The 19249-nt window shown below is 41.4% G+C and carries 31 protein-coding genes and 1 pseudogene; 1 reads left to right on the top strand and 31 read right to left on the bottom strand.

Annotated features, from left to right (window positions below; translation table 11 throughout):
• The 25 genes from rpsK to rpsJ form a co-directional block, all read right to left on the bottom strand.
• A partial coding sequence (gene rpsK, locus U0M88_RS04405; RefSeq protein ID WP_331869023.1) for a 30S ribosomal protein S11 occupies nt 1–276 on the bottom strand: 276 nt, incomplete at its 3' end.
• A gap of 16 nt (nt 277–292) precedes the next feature.
• On the bottom strand, nt 293–658 hold the full coding sequence (rpsM, locus tag U0M88_RS04400) for a 30S ribosomal protein S13 (protein WP_022789337.1): 366 nt from the start codon (nt 656–658) through the stop codon (nt 293–295).
• 13 nt (nt 659–671) lie between these two features.
• Nucleotides 672–788 carry a 50S ribosomal protein L36 gene (gene rpmJ, locus U0M88_RS04395; RefSeq protein WP_081637596.1) on the bottom strand — a complete coding sequence of 39 codons (117 nt, stop codon included), beginning with the start codon at nt 786–788 and terminating at the stop codon, nt 672–674.
• A gap of 119 nt (nt 789–907) precedes the next feature.
• Nucleotides 908–1555 carry an adenylate kinase gene (locus tag U0M88_RS04390; RefSeq protein ID WP_117446963.1) on the bottom strand — a complete coding sequence of 216 codons (648 nt, stop codon included), beginning with the start codon at nt 1553–1555 and terminating at the stop codon, nt 908–910.
• Nucleotides 1556–1576: 21 nt separating this feature from the next.
• Nucleotides 1577–2872, bottom strand: coding sequence for a preprotein translocase subunit SecY (gene secY, locus U0M88_RS04385; RefSeq protein ID WP_117446964.1), 1296 nt, complete (start codon nt 2870–2872; stop codon nt 1577–1579).
• 1 nt (nt 2873) lies between these two features.
• Nucleotides 2874–3311, bottom strand: a complete 438-nt coding sequence (rplO, locus tag U0M88_RS04380; RefSeq protein ID WP_331869022.1) for a 50S ribosomal protein L15 — start codon at nt 3309–3311, stop codon at nt 2874–2876.
• Nucleotides 3312–3326: 15 nt separating this feature from the next.
• Nucleotides 3327–3836 carry a 30S ribosomal protein S5 gene (gene rpsE / locus U0M88_RS04375; protein ID WP_022789341.1) on the bottom strand — a complete coding sequence of 170 codons (510 nt, stop codon included), beginning with the start codon at nt 3834–3836 and terminating at the stop codon, nt 3327–3329.
• Between the two features lie 12 nt (nt 3837–3848).
• Nucleotides 3849–4205 carry a 50S ribosomal protein L18 gene (gene rplR, locus U0M88_RS04370; protein ID WP_022789342.1) on the bottom strand — a complete coding sequence of 119 codons (357 nt, stop codon included), beginning with the start codon at nt 4203–4205 and terminating at the stop codon, nt 3849–3851.
• A gap of 20 nt (nt 4206–4225) precedes the next feature.
• Nucleotides 4226–4771: a 50S ribosomal protein L6 gene (rplF, locus tag U0M88_RS04365; protein WP_195222177.1), complete on the bottom strand. Its 546-nt coding sequence runs from the start codon at nt 4769–4771 to the stop codon at nt 4226–4228.
• Between the two features lie 14 nt (nt 4772–4785).
• The gene (rpsH, locus tag U0M88_RS04360) at nt 4786–5184 is read right to left on the bottom strand and encodes a 30S ribosomal protein S8 (RefSeq protein WP_022789344.1); all 399 of its coding nucleotides are present in this window, start codon (nt 5182–5184) and stop codon (nt 4786–4788) included.
• Between the two features lie 17 nt (nt 5185–5201).
• On the bottom strand, nt 5202–5387 hold the full coding sequence (locus tag U0M88_RS04355) for a type Z 30S ribosomal protein S14 (protein WP_003864831.1): 186 nt from the start codon (nt 5385–5387) through the stop codon (nt 5202–5204).
• Nucleotides 5388–5399: 12 nt separating this feature from the next.
• Nucleotides 5400–5939 carry a 50S ribosomal protein L5 gene (gene rplE, locus U0M88_RS04350; RefSeq protein WP_117446967.1) on the bottom strand — a complete coding sequence of 180 codons (540 nt, stop codon included), beginning with the start codon at nt 5937–5939 and terminating at the stop codon, nt 5400–5402.
• A 12-nt stretch (nt 5940–5951) separates the two neighbouring features.
• The gene (rplX, locus tag U0M88_RS04345) at nt 5952–6269 is read right to left on the bottom strand and encodes a 50S ribosomal protein L24 (RefSeq protein WP_022789346.1); all 318 of its coding nucleotides are present in this window, start codon (nt 6267–6269) and stop codon (nt 5952–5954) included.
• A gap of 12 nt (nt 6270–6281) precedes the next feature.
• Nucleotides 6282–6650, bottom strand: a complete 369-nt coding sequence (rplN, locus tag U0M88_RS04340) for a 50S ribosomal protein L14 (protein ID WP_022789347.1) — start codon at nt 6648–6650, stop codon at nt 6282–6284.
• A gap of 18 nt (nt 6651–6668) precedes the next feature.
• Nucleotides 6669–6926, bottom strand: a complete 258-nt coding sequence (rpsQ, locus tag U0M88_RS04335; RefSeq protein ID WP_331869021.1) for a 30S ribosomal protein S17 — start codon at nt 6924–6926, stop codon at nt 6669–6671.
• Nucleotides 6927–6938: 12 nt separating this feature from the next.
• Nucleotides 6939–7142 (bottom strand): 50S ribosomal protein L29, encoded by a 204-nt coding sequence (gene rpmC, locus U0M88_RS04330; RefSeq protein ID WP_022789349.1) that lies wholly within the window; start codon nt 7140–7142, stop codon nt 6939–6941.
• On the bottom strand, nt 7142–7558 hold the full coding sequence (gene rplP, locus U0M88_RS04325; protein ID WP_022789350.1) for a 50S ribosomal protein L16: 417 nt from the start codon (nt 7556–7558) through the stop codon (nt 7142–7144). The genes rpmC and rplP overlap by 1 nt, the downstream gene beginning before the upstream one ends.
• Complete coding sequence (rpsC, locus tag U0M88_RS04320) at nt 7558–8409, bottom strand: 30S ribosomal protein S3 (RefSeq protein ID WP_331869020.1); 852 nt, start codon at nt 8407–8409, stop codon at nt 7558–7560. The genes rplP and rpsC overlap by 1 nt, the downstream gene beginning before the upstream one ends.
• A gap of 10 nt (nt 8410–8419) precedes the next feature.
• Entirely contained in the window at nt 8420–8755 is a 336-nt protein-coding gene (gene rplV, locus U0M88_RS04315; protein WP_022789352.1) for a 50S ribosomal protein L22, read from the bottom strand.
• Nucleotides 8756–8768: 13 nt separating this feature from the next.
• On the bottom strand, nt 8769–9044 hold the full coding sequence (gene rpsS / locus U0M88_RS04310) for a 30S ribosomal protein S19 (RefSeq protein WP_022789353.1): 276 nt from the start codon (nt 9042–9044) through the stop codon (nt 8769–8771).
• A 17-nt stretch (nt 9045–9061) separates the two neighbouring features.
• Complete coding sequence (gene rplB, locus U0M88_RS04305) at nt 9062–9895, bottom strand: 50S ribosomal protein L2 (protein WP_331869019.1); 834 nt, start codon at nt 9893–9895, stop codon at nt 9062–9064.
• Between the two features lie 59 nt (nt 9896–9954).
• Nucleotides 9955–10248 (bottom strand): 50S ribosomal protein L23, encoded by a 294-nt coding sequence (gene rplW / locus U0M88_RS04300; RefSeq protein WP_022789355.1) that lies wholly within the window; start codon nt 10246–10248, stop codon nt 9955–9957.
• Nucleotides 10248–10877 carry a 50S ribosomal protein L4 gene (rplD, locus tag U0M88_RS04295; protein WP_167698607.1) on the bottom strand — a complete coding sequence of 210 codons (630 nt, stop codon included), beginning with the start codon at nt 10875–10877 and terminating at the stop codon, nt 10248–10250. The genes rplW and rplD overlap by 1 nt, the downstream gene beginning before the upstream one ends.
• Nucleotides 10877–11572 carry a 50S ribosomal protein L3 gene (gene rplC, locus U0M88_RS04290; RefSeq protein ID WP_117446970.1) on the bottom strand — a complete coding sequence of 232 codons (696 nt, stop codon included), beginning with the start codon at nt 11570–11572 and terminating at the stop codon, nt 10877–10879. Before rplC ends, rplD begins: the two co-directional genes overlap by 1 nt.
• Before the next feature lie 14 nt (nt 11573–11586).
• A complete protein-coding gene (gene rpsJ / locus U0M88_RS04285) occupies nt 11587–11898 on the bottom strand; it encodes a 30S ribosomal protein S10 (RefSeq protein WP_331869018.1) in 312 nt (103 codons plus the stop codon).
• Nucleotides 11899–12162: 264 nt separating this feature from the next.
• Between rpsJ and U0M88_RS04280 the strand changes: the two genes are divergently transcribed.
• Nucleotides 12163–13377, top strand: coding sequence for an L-serine ammonia-lyase, iron-sulfur-dependent, subunit alpha (locus U0M88_RS04280; protein ID WP_167698606.1), 1215 nt, complete (start codon nt 12163–12165; stop codon nt 13375–13377).
• On the opposite strand, the gene U0M88_RS04275 is transcribed toward U0M88_RS04280, so the two are convergent.
• The 6 genes and pseudogenes from U0M88_RS04275 to tuf all read right to left on the bottom strand — a co-directional run.
• Entirely contained in the window at nt 13374–14282 is a 909-nt protein-coding gene (locus tag U0M88_RS04275) for an AEC family transporter (protein WP_331869017.1), read from the bottom strand. The genes U0M88_RS04280 and U0M88_RS04275 overlap by 4 nt on opposite strands.
• 51 nt (nt 14283–14333) lie before the next feature.
• Nucleotides 14334–14963, bottom strand: coding sequence for a hypothetical protein (locus U0M88_RS04270; RefSeq protein ID WP_331869016.1), 630 nt, complete (start codon nt 14961–14963; stop codon nt 14334–14336).
• Nucleotides 14960–16279 (bottom strand): M18 family aminopeptidase, encoded by a 1320-nt coding sequence (locus U0M88_RS04265; protein WP_331869015.1) that lies wholly within the window; start codon nt 16277–16279, stop codon nt 14960–14962. The genes U0M88_RS04270 and U0M88_RS04265 overlap by 4 nt, the downstream gene beginning before the upstream one ends.
• 88 nt (nt 16280–16367) lie before the next feature.
• Nucleotides 16368–17786, bottom strand: a complete 1419-nt coding sequence (locus U0M88_RS04260; RefSeq protein ID WP_331869024.1) for an APC family permease — start codon at nt 17784–17786, stop codon at nt 16368–16370.
• A 148-nt stretch (nt 17787–17934) separates the two neighbouring features.
• Nucleotides 17935–18813: a LysR family transcriptional regulator gene (locus U0M88_RS04255; protein ID WP_331869014.1), complete on the bottom strand. Its 879-nt coding sequence runs from the start codon at nt 18811–18813 to the stop codon at nt 17935–17937.
• A gap of 62 nt (nt 18814–18875) precedes the next feature.
• A pseudogene (gene tuf, locus U0M88_RS04250) lies at nt 18876–19249 on the bottom strand (elongation factor Tu); the annotation flags it as partial.

Genomic DNA, 19249 nt, shown 5'->3' with positions numbered 1-19249 from the left:
TCCCGGCCCCGGTCCTTTTACTTCCACGCTGACCGTCTTCATCCCGTGATCCATTGCAGCTTTACCTGCTGCTTCTCCGGCTAACTGGGCTGCATACGGTGTGCTCTTTCGGCTTCCCTTAAATCCTAAGGCTCCCGCACTGCTCCATGCTACCGCATTTCCACTCTCATCTGTGATCGTTACGATCGTATTGTTGAAAGTCGAGTGGATATGTGCACATCCGCGCGCTATATTCTTCTTGACGCGGCGTTTTCCTCTTCTCTGTACCTTTGCCATACTCTACTCTTCCTTCCTACTTCTTCTTGTTGGCTACCGTCTTCGCTTTCCCTTTGCGTGTTCTCGCATTGGTCTTCGTTCTCTGTCCTCTGACCGGCAGTCCCTTTCTGTGTCGGATCCCTCTGTAGCATCCGATTTCCATCAGCCGCTTGATGTTCAGCTGTACTTCTCTTCGCAGATCCCCTTCGACCTTGATCTTGTCGATGGCCTTGCGGATCGCGTTCATCTGTTCTTCGCTCAGATCCTTTACACGGATGTTCTCATCGATTTTTGTCTCTTCCAATACTTTCTCTGACGTGCTCTTCCCGATCCCGTAGATATAGGTCAGGGCGATGACTACACGCTTGTCGTTTGGAATATCTACTCCTGCAATTCGTGCCATTGTTTCCTCCTACTTAGTTTCCTTGTCTTTGTTTGTGTTTTGGGTTTTCACAAATTACCATGACGCGACCCTTGCGTCGTATTACTCGGCATTTGTCGCACATCGGTTTTACGGATGGTCTTACTTTCATTTGTCTAATCCTTTCTCTACGTATAATCCTGTTAAAATGCGTATAGTTCTATGCGGATTTTAACAGTAACGTAGTTCAAAAAATATAACGCAAGTAAATTGCGCATAAAGATGCGCAATTTATTTGCTTAAAGCTTCTTTTAAAACAGGCCAGATTTCTTCAATGCAAGCGGTCGCATCAATTCTCTTGACCATTCCTTTTTCTTCATAGTATGCGATAACAGGCTCTGTGTTCTTCGCATATTCCTCTAAACGAGTTTTTAAACTTTCTTCATTATCATCTTTTCTCTGTGATAATTCAGAACCACATTTATCACAAATCCCTTCCTTTACCGGCGGTTTTGAATAAATGTTGTAGATTTCTCCACAGTTTTTACAACTGCGTCGTCCTGTTATACGACGTGTTAATTCATCAAATGGAACATCCATCACAACAATTTCGTCAACCATCAGATCTGTTCCCTCTGTCATTTTTTCAAATGCTTTGGCCTGATCCAACGTTCTAGGATATCCATCTAATAAATATCCGTTCTTTTTATCCGATAATTGGCTCAAGTACTCTTTAACCATGTTATTGGTAATCTCATCCGGTACCAGCAGACCTTTTTCAGTATATGCTTTTGCCTGCATACCCAATTCAGTGCCTCCGGCAATGTTTGCCCGGAAGATATCACCGGTACTGATATGATTCAAATCGAATTCCTCTTTGATACGGCTTGAGAATGTCCCTTTTCCGCTACCTGGGGCACCCATGATAAAGATGTTCATACTTCAGCTCCCTAGACGATTTTATTCGTCTTCAAAATAATTCTTATACGATTTCTGTGTAATCAATCCCTGTATTTGTCTTACAGTCTCGATCGCAACACCAACTACGATGATCATTCCAGTTCCACCAAGTGCCATTGATGTGTTCATTTCTGACCAGATTAACGGCATCAAATGTGGAAGAACGGCAACCAGTGCCAACGCAACAGAACCCAATGTCGTCAATCGAGATAAAACACGGTTGACATAGTTTTCTGTTTCTTTTCCCGGACGCACGCTTGGAATATAAGCACCTGATTTCCCCAAGTTCTCCGCAATCTTTTCCGGATTAACCTGCATCTTTGTATAGAAGAAGGTAAAGAACAAGATCAACAGTACATAGATAACCAAAGAGTACCAAGTTCTCATTCCCAGCCAATCCGTCATAACACTTGTTACTTTATTGGAAGCGAAGAAACTGGCAATCTGTAATGGTGCCATCATCAACGACGATGCGAAGATGACAGGGATTACACTGGCCGAATTCAGTTTTAACGGTAAATAATTTGATTTACTCTGCTTTGATAAACTGATGGAACTAGACGTATATTGAATAGGAATACGTCTTTCGGCCGTATTGATCAATGTAACAAATACAATAATGATCAAATAAACAACGATATACCCGATAAACAAACCAATGCCCTGTCCCGTTGGATCTTCTCCAATCAGTGAAGTCCATGCAGAACTAAACTGTCTTGGCAATCTTCCCACGATACCGGCCATGATGACCATAGAAATACCATTTCCAATTCCTTTGGTCGAGATTTGGTCACCGATCCATACAAGAAACATCGTTCCTGCTGTAAAGATCGTTGCGATATACAAAATCTTACTCATTGTGGCTCCGCCCTCAATCAGTCCTGTATAGGTACTTGAGAAACCATATACTAAAGAGAATGATTGAACGAAGCCAAAGATCACAGCCAGATAACGTGTGTACTTATCCAACTGCTTACGCCCTTTAGCACCGGACTTAGCCAACTCTGATAGCGGCGGAATCACATCCATGCTCAAAAGCTGAATAATGATTGAAGCCGTGATATAAGGTGTAACACCTAAGGCAAAGATGGAGAACTGTTCCAGACCTCCACCTCCTAAAAGATTCAGCATTGCGAAGAGGGAATTATCCTCTAAACCGGCTACTAAATCGGTTGTATTTACATCCGGAACAGTAATTGCAGATCCTAAACGATATACAAGAAAGGCAAATAAAGTAAAGAGAATTCGATTACGAATATCTTTATTTTTAATAATTGCCTTAAAGCTCGATATCATTTTAGATCTCCTCGGCTGTTCCGCCTGCTTTTTCTATTGCTTCTTTGGCTGATGCAGAGAATTTGGTTGCTTTTACAACCAATTTCTTAGTTAACTCTCCATCACCTAAAACTTTTAAACCAGCAAGTTCTTTACGAATAATCTTCTTATCAAGCAGTAAAGCTGCATTGATTTCAGTACCTTCATCAAACTGATTCAGAGTTTCTACATTAACTATAGCATATTCTTTGCGATTAAAGTTTGTAAATCCTCTTTTTGGTAAACGTCTTGCCAATGGTGTCTGTCCACCTTCAAATCCAAGACGAACTCCTCCACCACTTCTGGCTTTTTGACCTTTTTGTCCGCGTCCGGAAGTTTTACCATTTCCGCTTCCAGGTCCACGACCCACGCGGTTTCTTGTTTTGGAAGCTTCCGTCTGTGTCATTTCATGTAATTTCATACTTCAACCTCCTGCTTACCCGCGAATTTCTTCTGGTTTCTTTCCACGAAGACGAGCAACTTCTTCTAAAGTTGTCAGGGATTTCAATCCTTCAACCGTTGCGCGAACAACGTTGATCTTCGTACGAGAACCTAAACATTTTGTTAAGATATCGGAGATACCGGCCAATTCTAATACAGAACGGGCAGCACCACCGGCGATAACACCGGTACCTTCGCTGGCCGGACGCATAAATACGCTTCCTGCACCATAGTTACCGATTGTATCATGTGGAATAGTTGTTCCTACGATTGGAACGGTGAACAAGTTTTTCTTAGCATCTTCAACCGCTTTACGAATTGCATCCGGTACTTCGTTTGCCTTTCCTGTTCCCATACCTACGCGACCTTTACGGTCACCGATAACTACAAGACAAGAGAAACGGAAACGACGTCCACCTTTAACAACTTTTGTTACACGGTTAATTGCAACAACTTGTTCTTCGAATTCTTTCTGCTCTCTTCTAGGTTGTTTTCTTTCTGCCATGTGTGCGACCTCCTAAAATTCCAAGCCAGCTTCACGAGCTGCATCGGCAAGAGCTTTTACACGTCCTGCGTAAATATATCCACCACGGTCGAATACAACCTTTGTGATGTTAGCTTCTTTAGCGCGTTTTGCGATTTCAGCACCCACTTGTTTAGCGGCTTCCACATTACCACCATTTTCAAGTTTCATAGCCAAGCTGCTGGCAGATGCCAAAGTCTTCATGTTTACATCATCAATAAGCTGAACATGAATGTGTGCGTTACTTCTAAATACACTCAAACGTGGGCATTCAGGAGTTCCGCTGATTTTTGTACGTACACGAGCGTGACGACGAAGACGCTGTGCATTGCGTGATTGTTTTTTAATCATATCTTAAGATCTCCTTCCCACTACTTCTTACCAGCTGTCTTACCTTCCTTACGACGGATATGTTCACCTTTATAGCGAATACCTTTTCCTTTGTAAGGTTCTGGCTTACGAACAGCACGAACATTAGCAGCAAATTCACCAACAAGTTGTTTATCAATTCCAGATACACTGATTTCAGTAGCACTTGGACAAGTTACTTCCAAACCTTCCGGAATCTGCATTTCTACCTGATGAGAATAACCAACATTCATCGTTAAAGTATTTCCTTTTACAGCGGTACGGAAACCGATACCAACCAGTTCCAGTCCTTTCGTAAATCCTTCAGAAACTCCTACGACCATGTTATGTAACAAAGCACGAGTCGTACCATGTAATTGTTTAGTGTGTTTTTCGTCATTTGGACGTACTACAGTGACCTCAGTTCCCTCAACGTTGATCTGCATCAAGTCAGAGAACTTACGAGATAAAGTTCCCTTAGGACCTTTTACAGTCACCTCATTACCTGCAGCGACTTCCACACTTACGCCAGCAGGAATGGTAATCAGTTTATTCCCGATACGTGACATTCTTTATCCTCCTATTACCAGATATACGCAATGACTTCGCCACCTAAGTGGTTCTTTCTTGCGTTTTTATCGGTCATCATACCATTACTTGTAGAGATAATGGCAATTCCTAAACCGTTTAATACACGAGGCAGATTTTCAACCTGTGCATAAACACGAAGTCCAGGTTTAGAGATACGACGAAGACCAGAGATGATCTTCTTGTTATCTTCTGTGTACTTTAAAGTGATCGTCAGGTCTTTATGAACACCTTCACCTTCCACTTTATAGTCTGTAATGTATCCTTCTTCTTTTAAGATTTCAGCAATCGCTTTCTTTTCTTTGCTGACAGGCATACTAACAGTTTCATGTTTTTGTTGCAATGCGTTGCGGATTCTTGTCAGCATGTCCGCAATTGGATCAGTCATAATCATTGTTATATGCCTCCTTCTTACCAGCTTGCCTTTTTCACACCAGGAATCTGACCTTTATAAGCCAATTCTCTGAAGCAAATACGACATAATTTATATTTTCTCAATACTGAGTGTGGACGTCCACATCTTTCGCAGCGTGTATATTCACGAACTTTAAATTTCTGAGGACGTTGCTGTTTATTGATCATTGATTTCTTAGCCATTTTACGTTCCTCCTACTTCTTGAAAGGCATACCCATTTTTTCAAGCAGGGCTTTAGCCTCTTCATTTGTTTCTGCGGTTGTTACGATGACAACATCCATTCCGCGTGTACGGTTTACTTTATCAAAATCAATTTCCGGGAAAATGATCTGTTCTTTAATACCCAGTGTATAGTTTCCACGACCATCAAAGCTAGTGTCAGAAACTCCACGGAAGTCACGAACACGTGGCAAAGAAATGTTGAACAACTTATCTAAGAAGTCATACATTTTTTCTTTACGCAATGTAACTTTACATCCGATTGACATACCTTCACGCAATTTGAAGTTGGCAATGGATTTCTTTGCTTTTGTGATTACCGGAGCCTGTCCAGTAATGGCTGCCAATTCCTCAACAGCTTCATCCAACAATTTCGCATTTTGGATGGCATCTCCAACACCGATGTTTACGACCACTTTTTCGATCTGCGGTACCTGCATTACGGATTTGTAGTTGAAGTCTTTCATAAGCTGAGGAACGACTTCGTTTTTATATTTTTCCTGTAAACGGTTCATGTCTTATCCTCCTTATTTAACCTTAACTTCTTTTCCGCTTGTCTTGTAGACACGCACCTTAGTTCCGTCTTCTTTTACTTCCATTTTAATACGGGAAGCTTTTTTGCTCTTTTCATCCCAAAGCATTACATTGGAAACGTGAATCTTAGCTTCTTTTTCAATAATTCCGCCATCTGGATTGGCCTGTGTCGGTTTCTGGTGTTTTTTCACCATGTTTACACCTTCCACAATAACCTTATCTTCTTTTGGATATACAGAAGTTACTTCACCGATTGTGCCCTTGTAAGCACCAGTAATAACTTTGACTCTATCACCTTTTTTAATTCTCACTTGGCACACCTCCTATAATACTTCCGGAGCCAGAGATACGATCTTCATGAAATCGTTATCACGTAATTCACGAGCAACAGGGCCGAAAATACGTGTTCCTCTAGGCGTCTTATCATCTTTGATCAATACAACGGCATTGTCATCAAAACGGATGTAAGTACCGTTTTCACGGCGAACACCACGTCTTGTACGAACGATAACACCTTTGACTACATCACCTTTTTTAACGGTTCCACCAGGAGTGGCCTGTTTTACAGTACACACAACGATATCACCGATGTTTGCAAATTTTCTTACGCTTCCGCCTAAACAACGAATAACTAATACTTCTTTAGCTCCGGTGTTGTCAGCGACGCGTAAACGACTCTCGTTTTGAATCATTGTTTCGCCCTCCTAGTCCTATACACGCGCTTTCTCAATGATGCTTACCAAGCGGAAACGCTTTGTAGCAGACAATGGACGAGTTTCCATGATCTCTACACGATCTCCTACACGAGCTTCATTCTTTTCATCATGCGCTTTGAATTTCTTTGAATATTTAACACGTTTACCGTATAAAGGGTGTGTTTTCTTAGTTTCTACTACAACCGTGATTGTTTTATCCATCGCATCACTTACGACAGTACCACGATATACTTTACGTACGTTTCTTTCCATCGTCATACCCTCCTACTCTTGACCTTGCGCATTTTCACGCTCTGTCATTACTGTTTTGATACGGGCAATCGTCTTCTTAACAGTTTTTAAACGTGCCGTGTTTTCCAGCTGTCCTGTAGCCTGCTGGAAGCGGAGATTGAATAACTCTTCTTTTAAAGCATCGATCTGAGCAAGAAGTTCTTCATTTGTCTTTTCACGAATTTCTTTAGCTAACATTATTTCACTTCTCCTTTTCTCGCAAAACGAGTCTTAACAGGAAGCTTGTGGCTGGCAAGACGAAGCGCTTCACGAGCTACTTCTTCACTTACTCCACCAACTTCAAACATTACTCGTCCAGGCTGTACTACTGCAACCCATCCTTCTGGAGCACCTTTACCGGAACCCATACGCACTTCCAAAGGTTTTTTAGTTCTTGCCATGTGAGGGAAAATACGAATCCATACTTTTCCTCCACGTTTCATATAACGTGTCATGGCAATACGGGCAGCTTCGATCTGACGGTTGCTGACATAGTTTCCACTTTCGGCAACCAAACCAAATTCACCAAAGTCAATAGAACGACCAGCTTTACTACGACCTTCATAGCTCAAACGATGTGGACGTCTATACTTTGTACGCTTAGGCATCAACATTATTCGTTACCTCCTTTGTTTTCAACAGGAGCCTGTTCCTTTGCAGGAGCCGCATTCTGCTGAGGAGCACGTCCGTTTGGACGACGATTACGGTTGTTGCGGTTTCTTCCGCGCATTGGACGCTGTTTTGGAGCTTCTGGTTCTTTTACCATTTCTCCAGGCAGTACTTCACCACGACAGATCCATACTTTAACACCTAAACGTCCGTATGTTGTAGCAGCTTCTTCCCATGCATAATCGATGTCAGAACGCAATGTATGCAACGGTACGACACCTTCAGAGTATCCTTCTGTACGAGCCATATCAGCACCACCTAAACGACCAGATACAGCTGTTTTGATACCTTTGGCACCAGCACGCATAGAGTTCTGGATTGCTTTTTTCTGTGTGGCACGGAAGCTTTTACGCTGTTCCAATTCATTAGCGATCCAACGAGCAACCAAACGAGCATCCAAGTTTGGATTGGCTACTTCGACAACGTTGATCTGGATCGTCTTTTTGTTTTTAGAATCTTTTTTAGCACCGGCGTTAACCATTTTTTCCAGTTGTTTTTTCAGACCTTCGATAGATTTTCCATCCTGTCCGATCACAACACCTGGATGAGCCGTACGAACGATGATCGTTACACGATTTTTAGTACGTTCGATTTCAATACGAGAGATCTGAGGATCCGCTTTTCTCTTATCCTGTGCTGCGTTCGACAATTTTTCATAATAGTTTTCGATGAATTCACGAATCTTAACATCTTCGATCAGAAGGGATCCGAATTCTTTATCGTCTGCGTACCACCTTGACTGCCAGTCACGAATGATACCAACACGCATCCCGATCGGGCTTACTTTCTGTCCCATGGCGAACCTCCTACTCTTTCTCAGCCACTACAACTGTGATGTGGCTTGTACGTTTCATAATTGGGCTGGCACTACCTTTTGCACGAGGCATATAACGTTTTAAAGTAATACCTTCATTGGCCCAGCAAGCTTTAACATAAAGCTTTTCTTCATCTAAATCATTGTTGTTTACCGCATTGGCAATGGCAGAGTTCAAAACTTTTCCAACCAGATATCCACCTTTGTTGGGAGTGAACTTGCAAATTGCTTTTGCTTCTTCTACGTCTTTGCCGCGGATCAAGTCTAAGACAAGTCTTGCTTTACGAGGCTGAATACGTAGAGTTTTCGCTGTTGCTTTTACTTCCATGATATCCTCCTAATTAACGTGATTTCTTGTCATCTGATCCATGACTTGCATATTTACGAGTTGGAACAAATTCACCTAATTTGTGACCAACCATATCTTCTGTTACATAAACTGGTACGTGTTCCTTACCGTTGTAAACCGCAAATGTGTGTTCAACAAACTGAGGGAAGATAGTAGAACGACGACTCCATGTTTTAATAACTTCTTTTTTGTTTGAGGCATTTAATGCTTCGACCTTTTTCATCAGATGTTCATCACAGAAAGGTCCTTTTTTCAAACTACGACTCATGTTCTTTCCTCCTTTTCCTATTTACCGTTACGACGGCGCACGATTAATTTAGTGCTGGCTTTCTTAGTACGACGTGTCTTAACACCCAGAGCTTTTTTACCCCAAGGAGTCATTGGAGATTTACGTCCGATCGGTGTACGACCTTCACCACCACCATGAGGGTGATCGTTAGGGTTCATAACAGAACCACGTACGGTAGGACGAATACCTTTATGACGATTACGTCCGGCCTTACCGATGTTTACCAAGCTGTAATCTTCATTTCCGACGATACCAACTGTAGCACGGCAGTTTCCTAACACTTTACGAACTTCTCCGGAAGTCAAACGCAAAGTAACGTATTTTTCTTCAATACCCAGAATCTGAGCAGAACATCCGGCACTACGAGCCATCTGTCCACCTTTACCAGGTTTTAATTCAACGTTATGAGCGAATGTACCTTCTAGCATATTCTTCAATTCCATAGCGTTTCCAGTTTTAATATCTGCTTCAACACCGGAAATTACGCTCATCCCTACCTGTAAATCCTTTGGTGCAAGAATGTAACGTTTTTCTCCATCGGCATATACTAACAAGGCAATGTTAGCACTGCGGTTTGGATCGTATTCAATCGTTTTAACGCGAGCAGGGATGTTGTCCTTGTTACGTTTGAAATCGATGATACGGTAGGCTCTCTTATGTCCAGAACCTTTATGACGTGTTGTGATACGTCCTGTGTTATTACGTCCACCTTTAGACTTCAATGGAGCTAACAGACTTTTCTCTGGTTTTGAAGTTGTGATTTCTTCAAATGTCAAAGATGTCATCCCACGACGTCCTGGTGTCGTTGGTTTATACGTCTTAATTGGCATAAACTTTCTTTTTCCTCCTTATCGCAATGTTTATTCAGGAAATAGCGTCTTCTCCCTGATTATTCAGCCTCACCGAATAAATCGATTGACTGACCTTCTTTGATCTTAACGATTGCTTTATGAACCGCACTCGTTTTTCCTGTGTATCTTCCAACACGTTTTGTCTTAGGCTTTGTGTTCTGCATGTTGACTTTTACAACTTCAACTTTGAACAAAGCTTCCACAGCCTGACGAACTAATACTTTATTTGCACCCTTGGCAACTTCAAATGTCACTTTGTTATCTTCTGCCATCATCTTCATTGTTTTTTCTGTGATGATCGGGCGAAGAATGATATCTCTGTAATCAGTCATTATGCAAGTGCCTCCTCAACTTCTTTTACTGCAGCGCTTGTCATAACGATCTTGTTGGCATGTACCAGATCAAATACGTTAATCAGATCACTTCTCATCATTGTGCAATCTGGAACGTTGCGGCTTGATAAGTAAGCATTCTGTACATCTTCGTTCTGTCCAACAACGAATAACGTTTTCTTAGGCGCCTGAATTGCTTCCATGATAGAAACAAATGTCTTTGTCTTAGGTTCTGCAACTTCGAACTTATCTAATACGCTGAAGGCTGTTTCTGCCACTTTTTCACTCAAGGCAGATTTCAAAGCCAAGCGACGTACTTTTTTGTTGATACGGTAGCTGTAATTACGTGGTGTAGCTCCGAATACTGTTCCACCGCCACGGAACTGTGTAGCACGAATAGAACCCTGACGAGCACGACCTGTACCCTTCTGACGGTATGGCTTACGTCCACCACCGCTGACTTCGCTGCGTCCTTTTGTGGAAGCCGTACCCTGACGACGACCTGCCAACTGCATCTTTAACGCATCAAATAAAGCCTGCTGATTTGGTTCGATACCAAATACGGCATCATTCAGTTCAAGAGAAGAAACTACTTTTCCTTCCTGGTTGATCACATCAATCTTTGCCATTATTCCTGAACCTCCTTATTTGCACTATAGTCAACTAAAGTAACCGGCGCTTTATTTCCCTTAGAAGTCTTTGCGGTACGAACCATCACAAATCCTTTTTTAGGTCCTGGCACGTTTCCTTTAATCAACAAGTAGTTGTTTTCTTTATCTACTTTGATCACTGTCAGGTTCTGGTTTGTTGTTCTGTATCCACCTTCCTGACCAGCCATGATCGTACCTTTCATGATACGTCCCTGGCGAGATGTAATACCGTTTGTAGCTAAAGAACCGATATGGCGAATGTTCTTAGAACCACCGTGGCTCTTTGGACCCTGGTGCGCATTGTTACGAACGATCGTACCATTGTAACCTTTACCTTTGCTGGTACCGATCACATCCACTGTTTCACCAGCTTCGAAGATCGTAACGTCAACCAAATCCCCAACGTTTACATCCAATTCACAGTCACGTACTTCCTGAATACGACGTTTCGGACTCGTGTTTGCTTTAGCACAATGTCCTACATTTGCCTTTGTTGTACGTTTTTCTTTGATTTCTTCAAATCCTAACTGAATCGCATTGTATCCGTCACTCTCCACTGTTTTCTTCTGAAGAACAACATTTGGAGTTGCTTCAACAACGGTTACCGGAATCAATACACCATCTTCGGTGAAGACCTGTGTCATTCCTAATTTTCTTCCTAATAATCCTTTCATCTTCGACACCTCCATTAAAGTTTAATTTCGATGTCTACACCACTAGGAAGTTCCAGTCTCTGTAAAGAATCCATCGTTTCCTTTGTCGGTGCAACAATCTCAATCAAACGCTTGTGCGTACGCATTTCAAACTGTTCACGAGAATCTTTATCTTTGTGAACGGCACGTAGAATTGTTACAACTTGTTTTTCCGTTGGTAACGGAACGGGACCAACAACTTTTTTAGCTCCGTGTTTCGTCACTGTTTCGACGATTTTCTTGGCACTGTCATCTAAGATGCGGTGCTCATACGCTTTTAAGCGAATTCGAATTGTGTTTTTTGCCATGTTTAACTCCTTTCGTATATTCGAGATATACATGCTCCATGCGAATTCCCTGACGCCACCCATGACAACGCTTCTCAGTGGGTCAGCAACCTCGCACTTCTACGCAGTGCGCAATGATGATACCATATCTATAAGCGACATTCAAGTGCTTTTTTCACTTTTTTCCTTATGGATTTTGCCGGTTCTTTACTATCCTTTTTTCGATGGTTATGCTACTCTTTTGTATGGATAAATAAGACCGTTTTGGTCAAGGAGATACACACTATGCAAAGTATTCAAAATATTTATAAAATCGGTCCGGGTCCCAGCAGTTCTCATACCTTTGGCCCTATGCGCGCCAGTCAGGACATGCTGGAACATTACCCCGATGCCGATGAATTTAAAGTTACATTATTTGGCTCTCTAGCTTTGACTGGAAAAGGCCATCTCACTGACAAAATTATTGAAAAGACCTTTTTTCCTACCCATTGTACGATCACCTTTGATCTAAAGACACAATGCGAGCATCCAAACACCATGACCATTGAAGCCTTTAAAGACCACGATGCTTTAGGAAAACATACCTATATATCTATAGGCGGCGGTAAGATTTTAAAGGATCAGGAGCAGGAATCTGAAGAAACACATGTCTATCCGCATAATTCTATGGATGATATTCAAGGCTATTGTAAACAACATCATCTTCGCTTAGATAAGTATATCGATCAGTTTGAAGATGAATCGTTAAACAGCTACATGGATAAGATCTTTGATGCGATGATCGAATGTGTGGACAAAGGATTAAATACGATTGGTAAGCTGCCAGGCTCCTTAGAAATCGACAGGGTAGCCAGCGCATTGTACCAGAGTGCTAACAGCTGTGATGATCTGATTGAAAGAAAAAGTCTTTTACTCTCCAGCTATGCTTATGCGGCCAGTGAACAAAATGCCAGCGGCGGTATGGTCGTTACCGCACCAACTATGGGCAGCTGCGGTGTATTGCCAAGTCTTCTCTATCATTTTTATAAAGATGAAAACTATCCCAAAGATACCTTGATCCAGGGCCTTAAAGTAGCCGGCCTGATCGGTAATCTCATTCAGCATAACGCTACGATATCCGGGGCCAAGGCTGGCTGTCAGGCGGAAGTCGGTGCTGCCTGCAGTATGGGAGCCGCCTTTGTCAGCTCCTGTAACTTTGAAAACAATGCACAAATCGAATGCGCTGCTGAAATCGGTCTGGAACATCATTTAGGATTGACCTGTGATCCGGTCGGCGGTTATGTCATGATTCCGTGCATCGAAAGAAATGCCGTTGCCAGCCTTCGCAGTCTGGATGCCGCCCGTCTGGCAAAGTATTTACGCAACGTTAAGAAAAACCGTGTCAGCTTTGATATGGTCGTTAAAACGATGAATCTGACCGGTAGCAAACTTCCTTTGGAATTAAAGGAAAGTGCCTTAGGCGGTTTAGCTGTAGTTGTGCCTACAAAAAAGAATGGCTAAAGCCATTCCAACAAAAGAAAAATCAATGGTAATGTCAACATACTCAATAAGGTTGATACGAAGATGATCCTGGATGCAAATTCAGGATCTTTTTCATAGCGCTGTGCCAGCATAGCCGTTGTACTGGCAGCCGGCATAGCCGATAAAAGAACACAGACGTTGCGAACCATGGATTCAACCGGCAAGAATAAAAGGATCGCAAAAATCAAAAGCGGCAAAACCAATAAACGCAGAACACTATATAAAATAGAAATATGATCAAATATCTTTTCTTTTGGCACATCGCTTAAGATCCCGCCAATCACGATCATGCTTAAAGCCGTATTACAATCTCCGATTACGCCAATCGTATCATCGATAAACTTTGGCAGGTGAATATCAAACATCCCCAAAACCATGAGCACGATTCCTATATAGATTGCCACAATACAAGGATTGGTGGCAACCTTTCGAATTACTTCCTGTCTCGTTCCTTTTTCATAAAGCGATACACCATAGCTCCACATACAAACTCTTTGAGGAATCAAAAAGATCGATGCACACAACAATCCTGTCGGACCAAACGCACTTTGTGCTACCGGCATTCCCATAAACCCGGCATTGGAAACCATAGTTCCATATTGTAAAGAAGGTTTGCGATCATCTTTGATTCCATTCCAACAGCTTTTGCAAAAAATCAAATACAAAAGTTGAATGCCTACAGAAATCATAAAAACCAGGATCATGGATGCAAGCAGCTGTTGATCGACCTTGATTTCAAAAGATCGGATCGTTGCGCAGGGCAAGACCAGACATAAGACAATATTGGTCAACTGTTTTCGGATCTGCTTGGAAAAATAGCCCAGCTTTGCTAAAACAAAACCAGCTAAGATCAACAAAAAGATTTCCAGTTGTAAATCAAGCATATCTTTCGCTTCCCTTCAAAAAAAACTACAGAGAAATTCTCTGTAGTCATTCTAAACGGTCTTTAAAAAATTTTCAAACTTTCGCCTTTGTACATAATAAGCGATGACCAGGACAATAATCGAAACATCAAAAGCCGGAGGAAGCCACATTTTTAATAAAATACACATTACAAAGCTGGCAATATCCATGTACAAATAATCACGTACCGGTGCATAGCTTTTGATCAGTTGTATTTTCAGCTTCATATTCCGATAGAAGAAGACCAGCGCAATAGCTCCGACGATCGCATCTACACTGAAATTCACAACAAATTCCTGTGCCAGAATAGCTCGAAGAAAGAAAAGAATCAAAGTACCGGTTATTACAATCACAATACCCGATAACTGAAACTTTGCCTTGTCTTCTTTTAAATACGTTTCCTTAAATTTCTTAAACGATTGTGATTTCGCCCAGGAACGAATTTCCTTGCCTAAATTTCCTTCATAGTGCAAGCTGCGTCCTTCTTCCTTTGCCTTCTGAAGCTGATCTAAATAATAATTGGCATATAAATTGCGCAATCCCAGATTGGATTCCTTTTTCTCAATTGCTTTTAAGATGTCTTGAAAGTCCTCTTGTTCCTCTAACGTTTCCGGCAGAGGAAGATGAGGTTTCAGCCAAGTATATTTTGTCAGATCGATCATTCAAAAACTACTTTCTGCGCCTCATCGATCTCTACATTTGTTCCAAAGTAGGCTTTTAATGCCTCAATCGCATAGCCTGTATCTTTGATACCGGCCGTTTCATAGCTGGAATGCATAGCCAGCTGCGGAAGTCCGATATCTACGGCATGTACGCTGACTTGTGTATTGGACAAGTTTCCTAATGTAGATCCACCGACCACATCGCTACGGTTGGCAAAAGTCTGTACCGGTACACCGGCTTCTTTACAGATACAAGTAAATAAGGCACGGCTAAAGGCATCTGTCGTATATTTCTGGTTTGCACTTTCTTTGATAACCGGTCCTTTGTTCATCATCGAACAGTTGACCGCATCCGTTTTTTCCGGATGGTTTGGATGCACCGCATGCGCATTATCACAGCTTACCAGGAAGGACTTGCTGATGGCCTGATAATATTCTTCCGCATCCTTTCCCAAACCTAAGTTGATACGCTGTAATGTATCATATAAGAAAGTGGACATAGCTCCCTGCTTTGTATTCGATCCAACTTCTTCATTATCGAATACGCAGCAGACATTGATCGCATGTTTGTTTTCAGACTCAATAAATGCTTTTAAAGACACAAAGGCACATTGTAAGTCATCCAGTTTTGGTGTAGAAACAAATTCATTTTTGTAACCCCAGATCACCGGTTTTTGACGATTGACTAAGAATAAGTCTTTAGCTAAGATCTGTTCGACTTCTACACCTAATTCATCCGCAACCATCTTATCAAAGTCACCCTTCTTCAACTCACCGGTAGAGAATAGAGGACAAAGATCAACCTGACGATTATATTTATAACCATCGTTGATGTTACGGTTGAAGTGAATGGCTACATTAGGAATCAACAACAAGTCTTTATCAATATATAATAAGCGACTTTCTATTTTGTTTCCTTCCTGTACCAATACACGTCCGGCAATCGTTAACGGACGATCAAACCATGTAGAATCGATCATACCACCATAAGCTTCTACATCTAAACGCAAATATTCATTGGGTCCTTCTAATTCCGGAACGCTCTTGATCTTATATGTTGGCGAATCGGAATGAGCAGCCGTCATCTGGAAATGATAATCATCTAACACGCTTCCTAATTTAAAGGCAATGATACTGGAGTGGTTACGAATCGTGTAATACCCTTCTCCTTTTTCCAGGTGCCATGGTTTACCTTCCGGTAAATATATGAATCCAGCCTGTTCCAAATAATCACGCACGGTTTTTACTGAATGGAACATGCTTGGACTGCTTTGAATAAAATCCATCAATTCATTTGAAATTTCAATATTGTTCATAATAGTATCCTCCTTAGACTATTCTAAACTATAGACACTAAAAACTCAAAAGAAAACGACTCCCGAAGGAATCGTTTTTCAATTTTCATTAAGCGTTAACCGTACCGTCTCTTTCGTCCTGTTTCTTACGGATAACAGAGAAGATCAAACCTAACAATGTTAAGATAATTGGTGTAACAACGTTTAATACAAATGTAAATGGATCTGGCGAATACATTCCCAATACAGAGAATACTAATACGATCAAGAAACATAAAACACCAAAGAATTTACCGATTCCTCTACTTTTAACAAACTTATAGGCTCGTGGGAATTTTTCATCTGCTGCTTTACGAAGCATGAAGTACGCAAAGAATACCCACAAATAACGAAGTGGCATACAAACAGAGTTCAATTTATTCAACTGTGCCAATACCGAAGCGGCCCCTGGAACGACTGTCTGTGCAACGATAATGGCACCAGACAAGATAACAACCATCCAAATACCATTGACATAAGCACCGTATTTGTTTTGTTTCAACAATTGTTTCGGAACACTCTGGCTTGTGATAGGGTCTTCCAACAACATACGCAAAGGAGCATCGATACTTACTACCAATGTAGAGAACTGACCAATGGCATTACACAATGCATAGATGATCATCAATACATTACCAACGCCATAGTATTCACCTAATTTCTGGAATGCCCAGTAAGCACCATTGGCAATATATGCCGTTTGTGATTCAGCACTTGCGAATACAACAGCCGGATCAAACATCATAGCCATCGCAAATGTACCAAAGATAGCACAAATCACCACCATTCCGGCAGCAAACATCATACTCTTAGGGAATTGACGTGCCGGATCACCATCCATTTTATTTACGTATGGAGAAATTTTTTCGATACCGCCAACCGCAAATACTAAGATTGATAAGTTTGTGAAATAGTTTACATCAAATGTCGGAATAAAAGAATCCCAGCTCCAGTCAATGCTTGCAAAGCCACCATTTGGATTGATAACCGGTGCCGCAAACATCAATAAGATATACAGAATACTCATGACAAACATACTGGAACCAGCCAGTGTAGCCAGTTTCTTCAATGGGTTCAAACCACGGCTTGCCACCCAGCAGAAGAACAAGAATACAACCAACGTTGCCAACTGTACATACAATGTAGGGAATGTGTCATACGTTTCCGCATTCTGGAACACCATCCAGCTTAAGGCTTTCAAACCACCGGACCCCTTGGAAGCAATGTACGTTACGTGACATGCCCAATATGTCCAACCTGCATAGTAACCAACTTTAGAACCGGCTGTTTCCTGAACCCAAGAGGTAACACCTCCACCTAGATCTTTGAAAGCTGATCCTAACTCTCCTACCATCAATGCATAAGGCAAGAAGAATAATACGAACATCCAGATCCATGAGAAGATAACTTGGATTCCGTTGAAGTACATGAAACCGTTAACTACGTTACCAAATCCCCATAATGTGGAGAAGCACATGAACGACAACATGTACCACTTGATTTTCTTTTGAGAATTATCCACTATTTACAACTCCTTTCCCAAAGTAAACAAGTACATATATAATCACATATTTTTGCGTAATTGTCAAAGAGGGCTTGACTTTTTCGCAATATATATACAATATTCCTACAGTTTTTTAAAGAGAATTTACTTTGTTTTTTAATAGTGGCAATAAATATTTCATGAATTCCTGTACCGCCGGGGAAGGGTTGGACTGCAGCGCAATACCGATTTCTATATATTCTTGAGGGTCTAGAGACTTATATAATATTCCTTCTTCCATACCCCAGGCTGATAAACGATTATCCATAGATATTCCCAACCCCTGCTTCACCATCGCAAAGCTGGCATAGGGCTCCAAAGTAGAAAACTGACGATGTGGATATATTTTGTATTTCTGAAAAACTCGTTGATTATCCGTATCTTCTCCGGGATAGGTAAAGATTACATTTTCTTTTTCAAACTCTTTGACTGATATTTTGTCTTCACTTGCTAATTTATGATTCTTGGGAATCCATGCCAACATCTCATCTTTTGTGATCGGTATCCATTGACAATCTCCCAATTCTCGTTTGGATACAATACATAAATCCAATCGGTGTTGTTTCAGCTCCTGCACCAGATAAGAACTATATCCATGACGTATCTTTAAATCGACATCTGGATAAACCTTACTGAAATTCTTCATAGCCAGGGCAAATGTATCATAATAATAACGATGTGAAACACCAATTTCGATTTCTCCAACATATAATTCATTGATGTCAGATACTTTTTGTTCCAACAGTTGATCTTGATATAGAAGCTCTCGTATACCGCTTAAAAGATGACGACACTCATTGGTTGGAAACATACCATCATGATTTCTTCGCAACAAGGTAAATCCCATTTCTTTTTCTAAACTGGAAATCATTCGAGAAAGACCACTGGGTGTATAACCTATTTTTTTAGCTGCTTTGGATAGACTTTTCGTATCAATGACCTGTACCAGCACTTTACATTTTTCTAAATCCATAATTCCCCCTTTATTAAAAAAACCGCTGTTTCCAGCGGTTTACAATCATTGTTTAATCGAAATTATCCGATGATTTCAGTAACGTTTCCGGCACCTACAGTGTGTCCACCTTCACGAATAGAGAACTTAGTTCCGTTTTCGATAGCGATTGGGTGAATCAATTCTACAGACATTTCAACGTTGTCACCAGGCATTACCATGTCAGTTCCTTCTGGAAGAGTGATAACACCAGTTACGTCAGTTGTACGGAAGTAGAACTGAGGACGGTAGTTAGAAACGAATGGAGTGTGACGTCCACCTTCTTCTTTAGTCAGTACGTAAACCTGAGCCTTAAAAGTAGTGTGTGGGTGTACACTTCCTGGTTTAGCTAAAACCTGTCCACGCTGAATTTCATCACGTGCAATACCACGAAGCAAAGCACCGATGTTGTCACCAG

This window comes from Faecalicoccus sp. (genome assembly GCF_036552745.1).
Lineage (GTDB): Bacteria > Bacillota_I > Bacilli_A > Erysipelotrichales > Erysipelotrichaceae > Faecalicoccus.
Note: the sequence above shows the minus strand (reverse complement) of the source record. Positions and strands in the feature narration are given on the sequence as shown.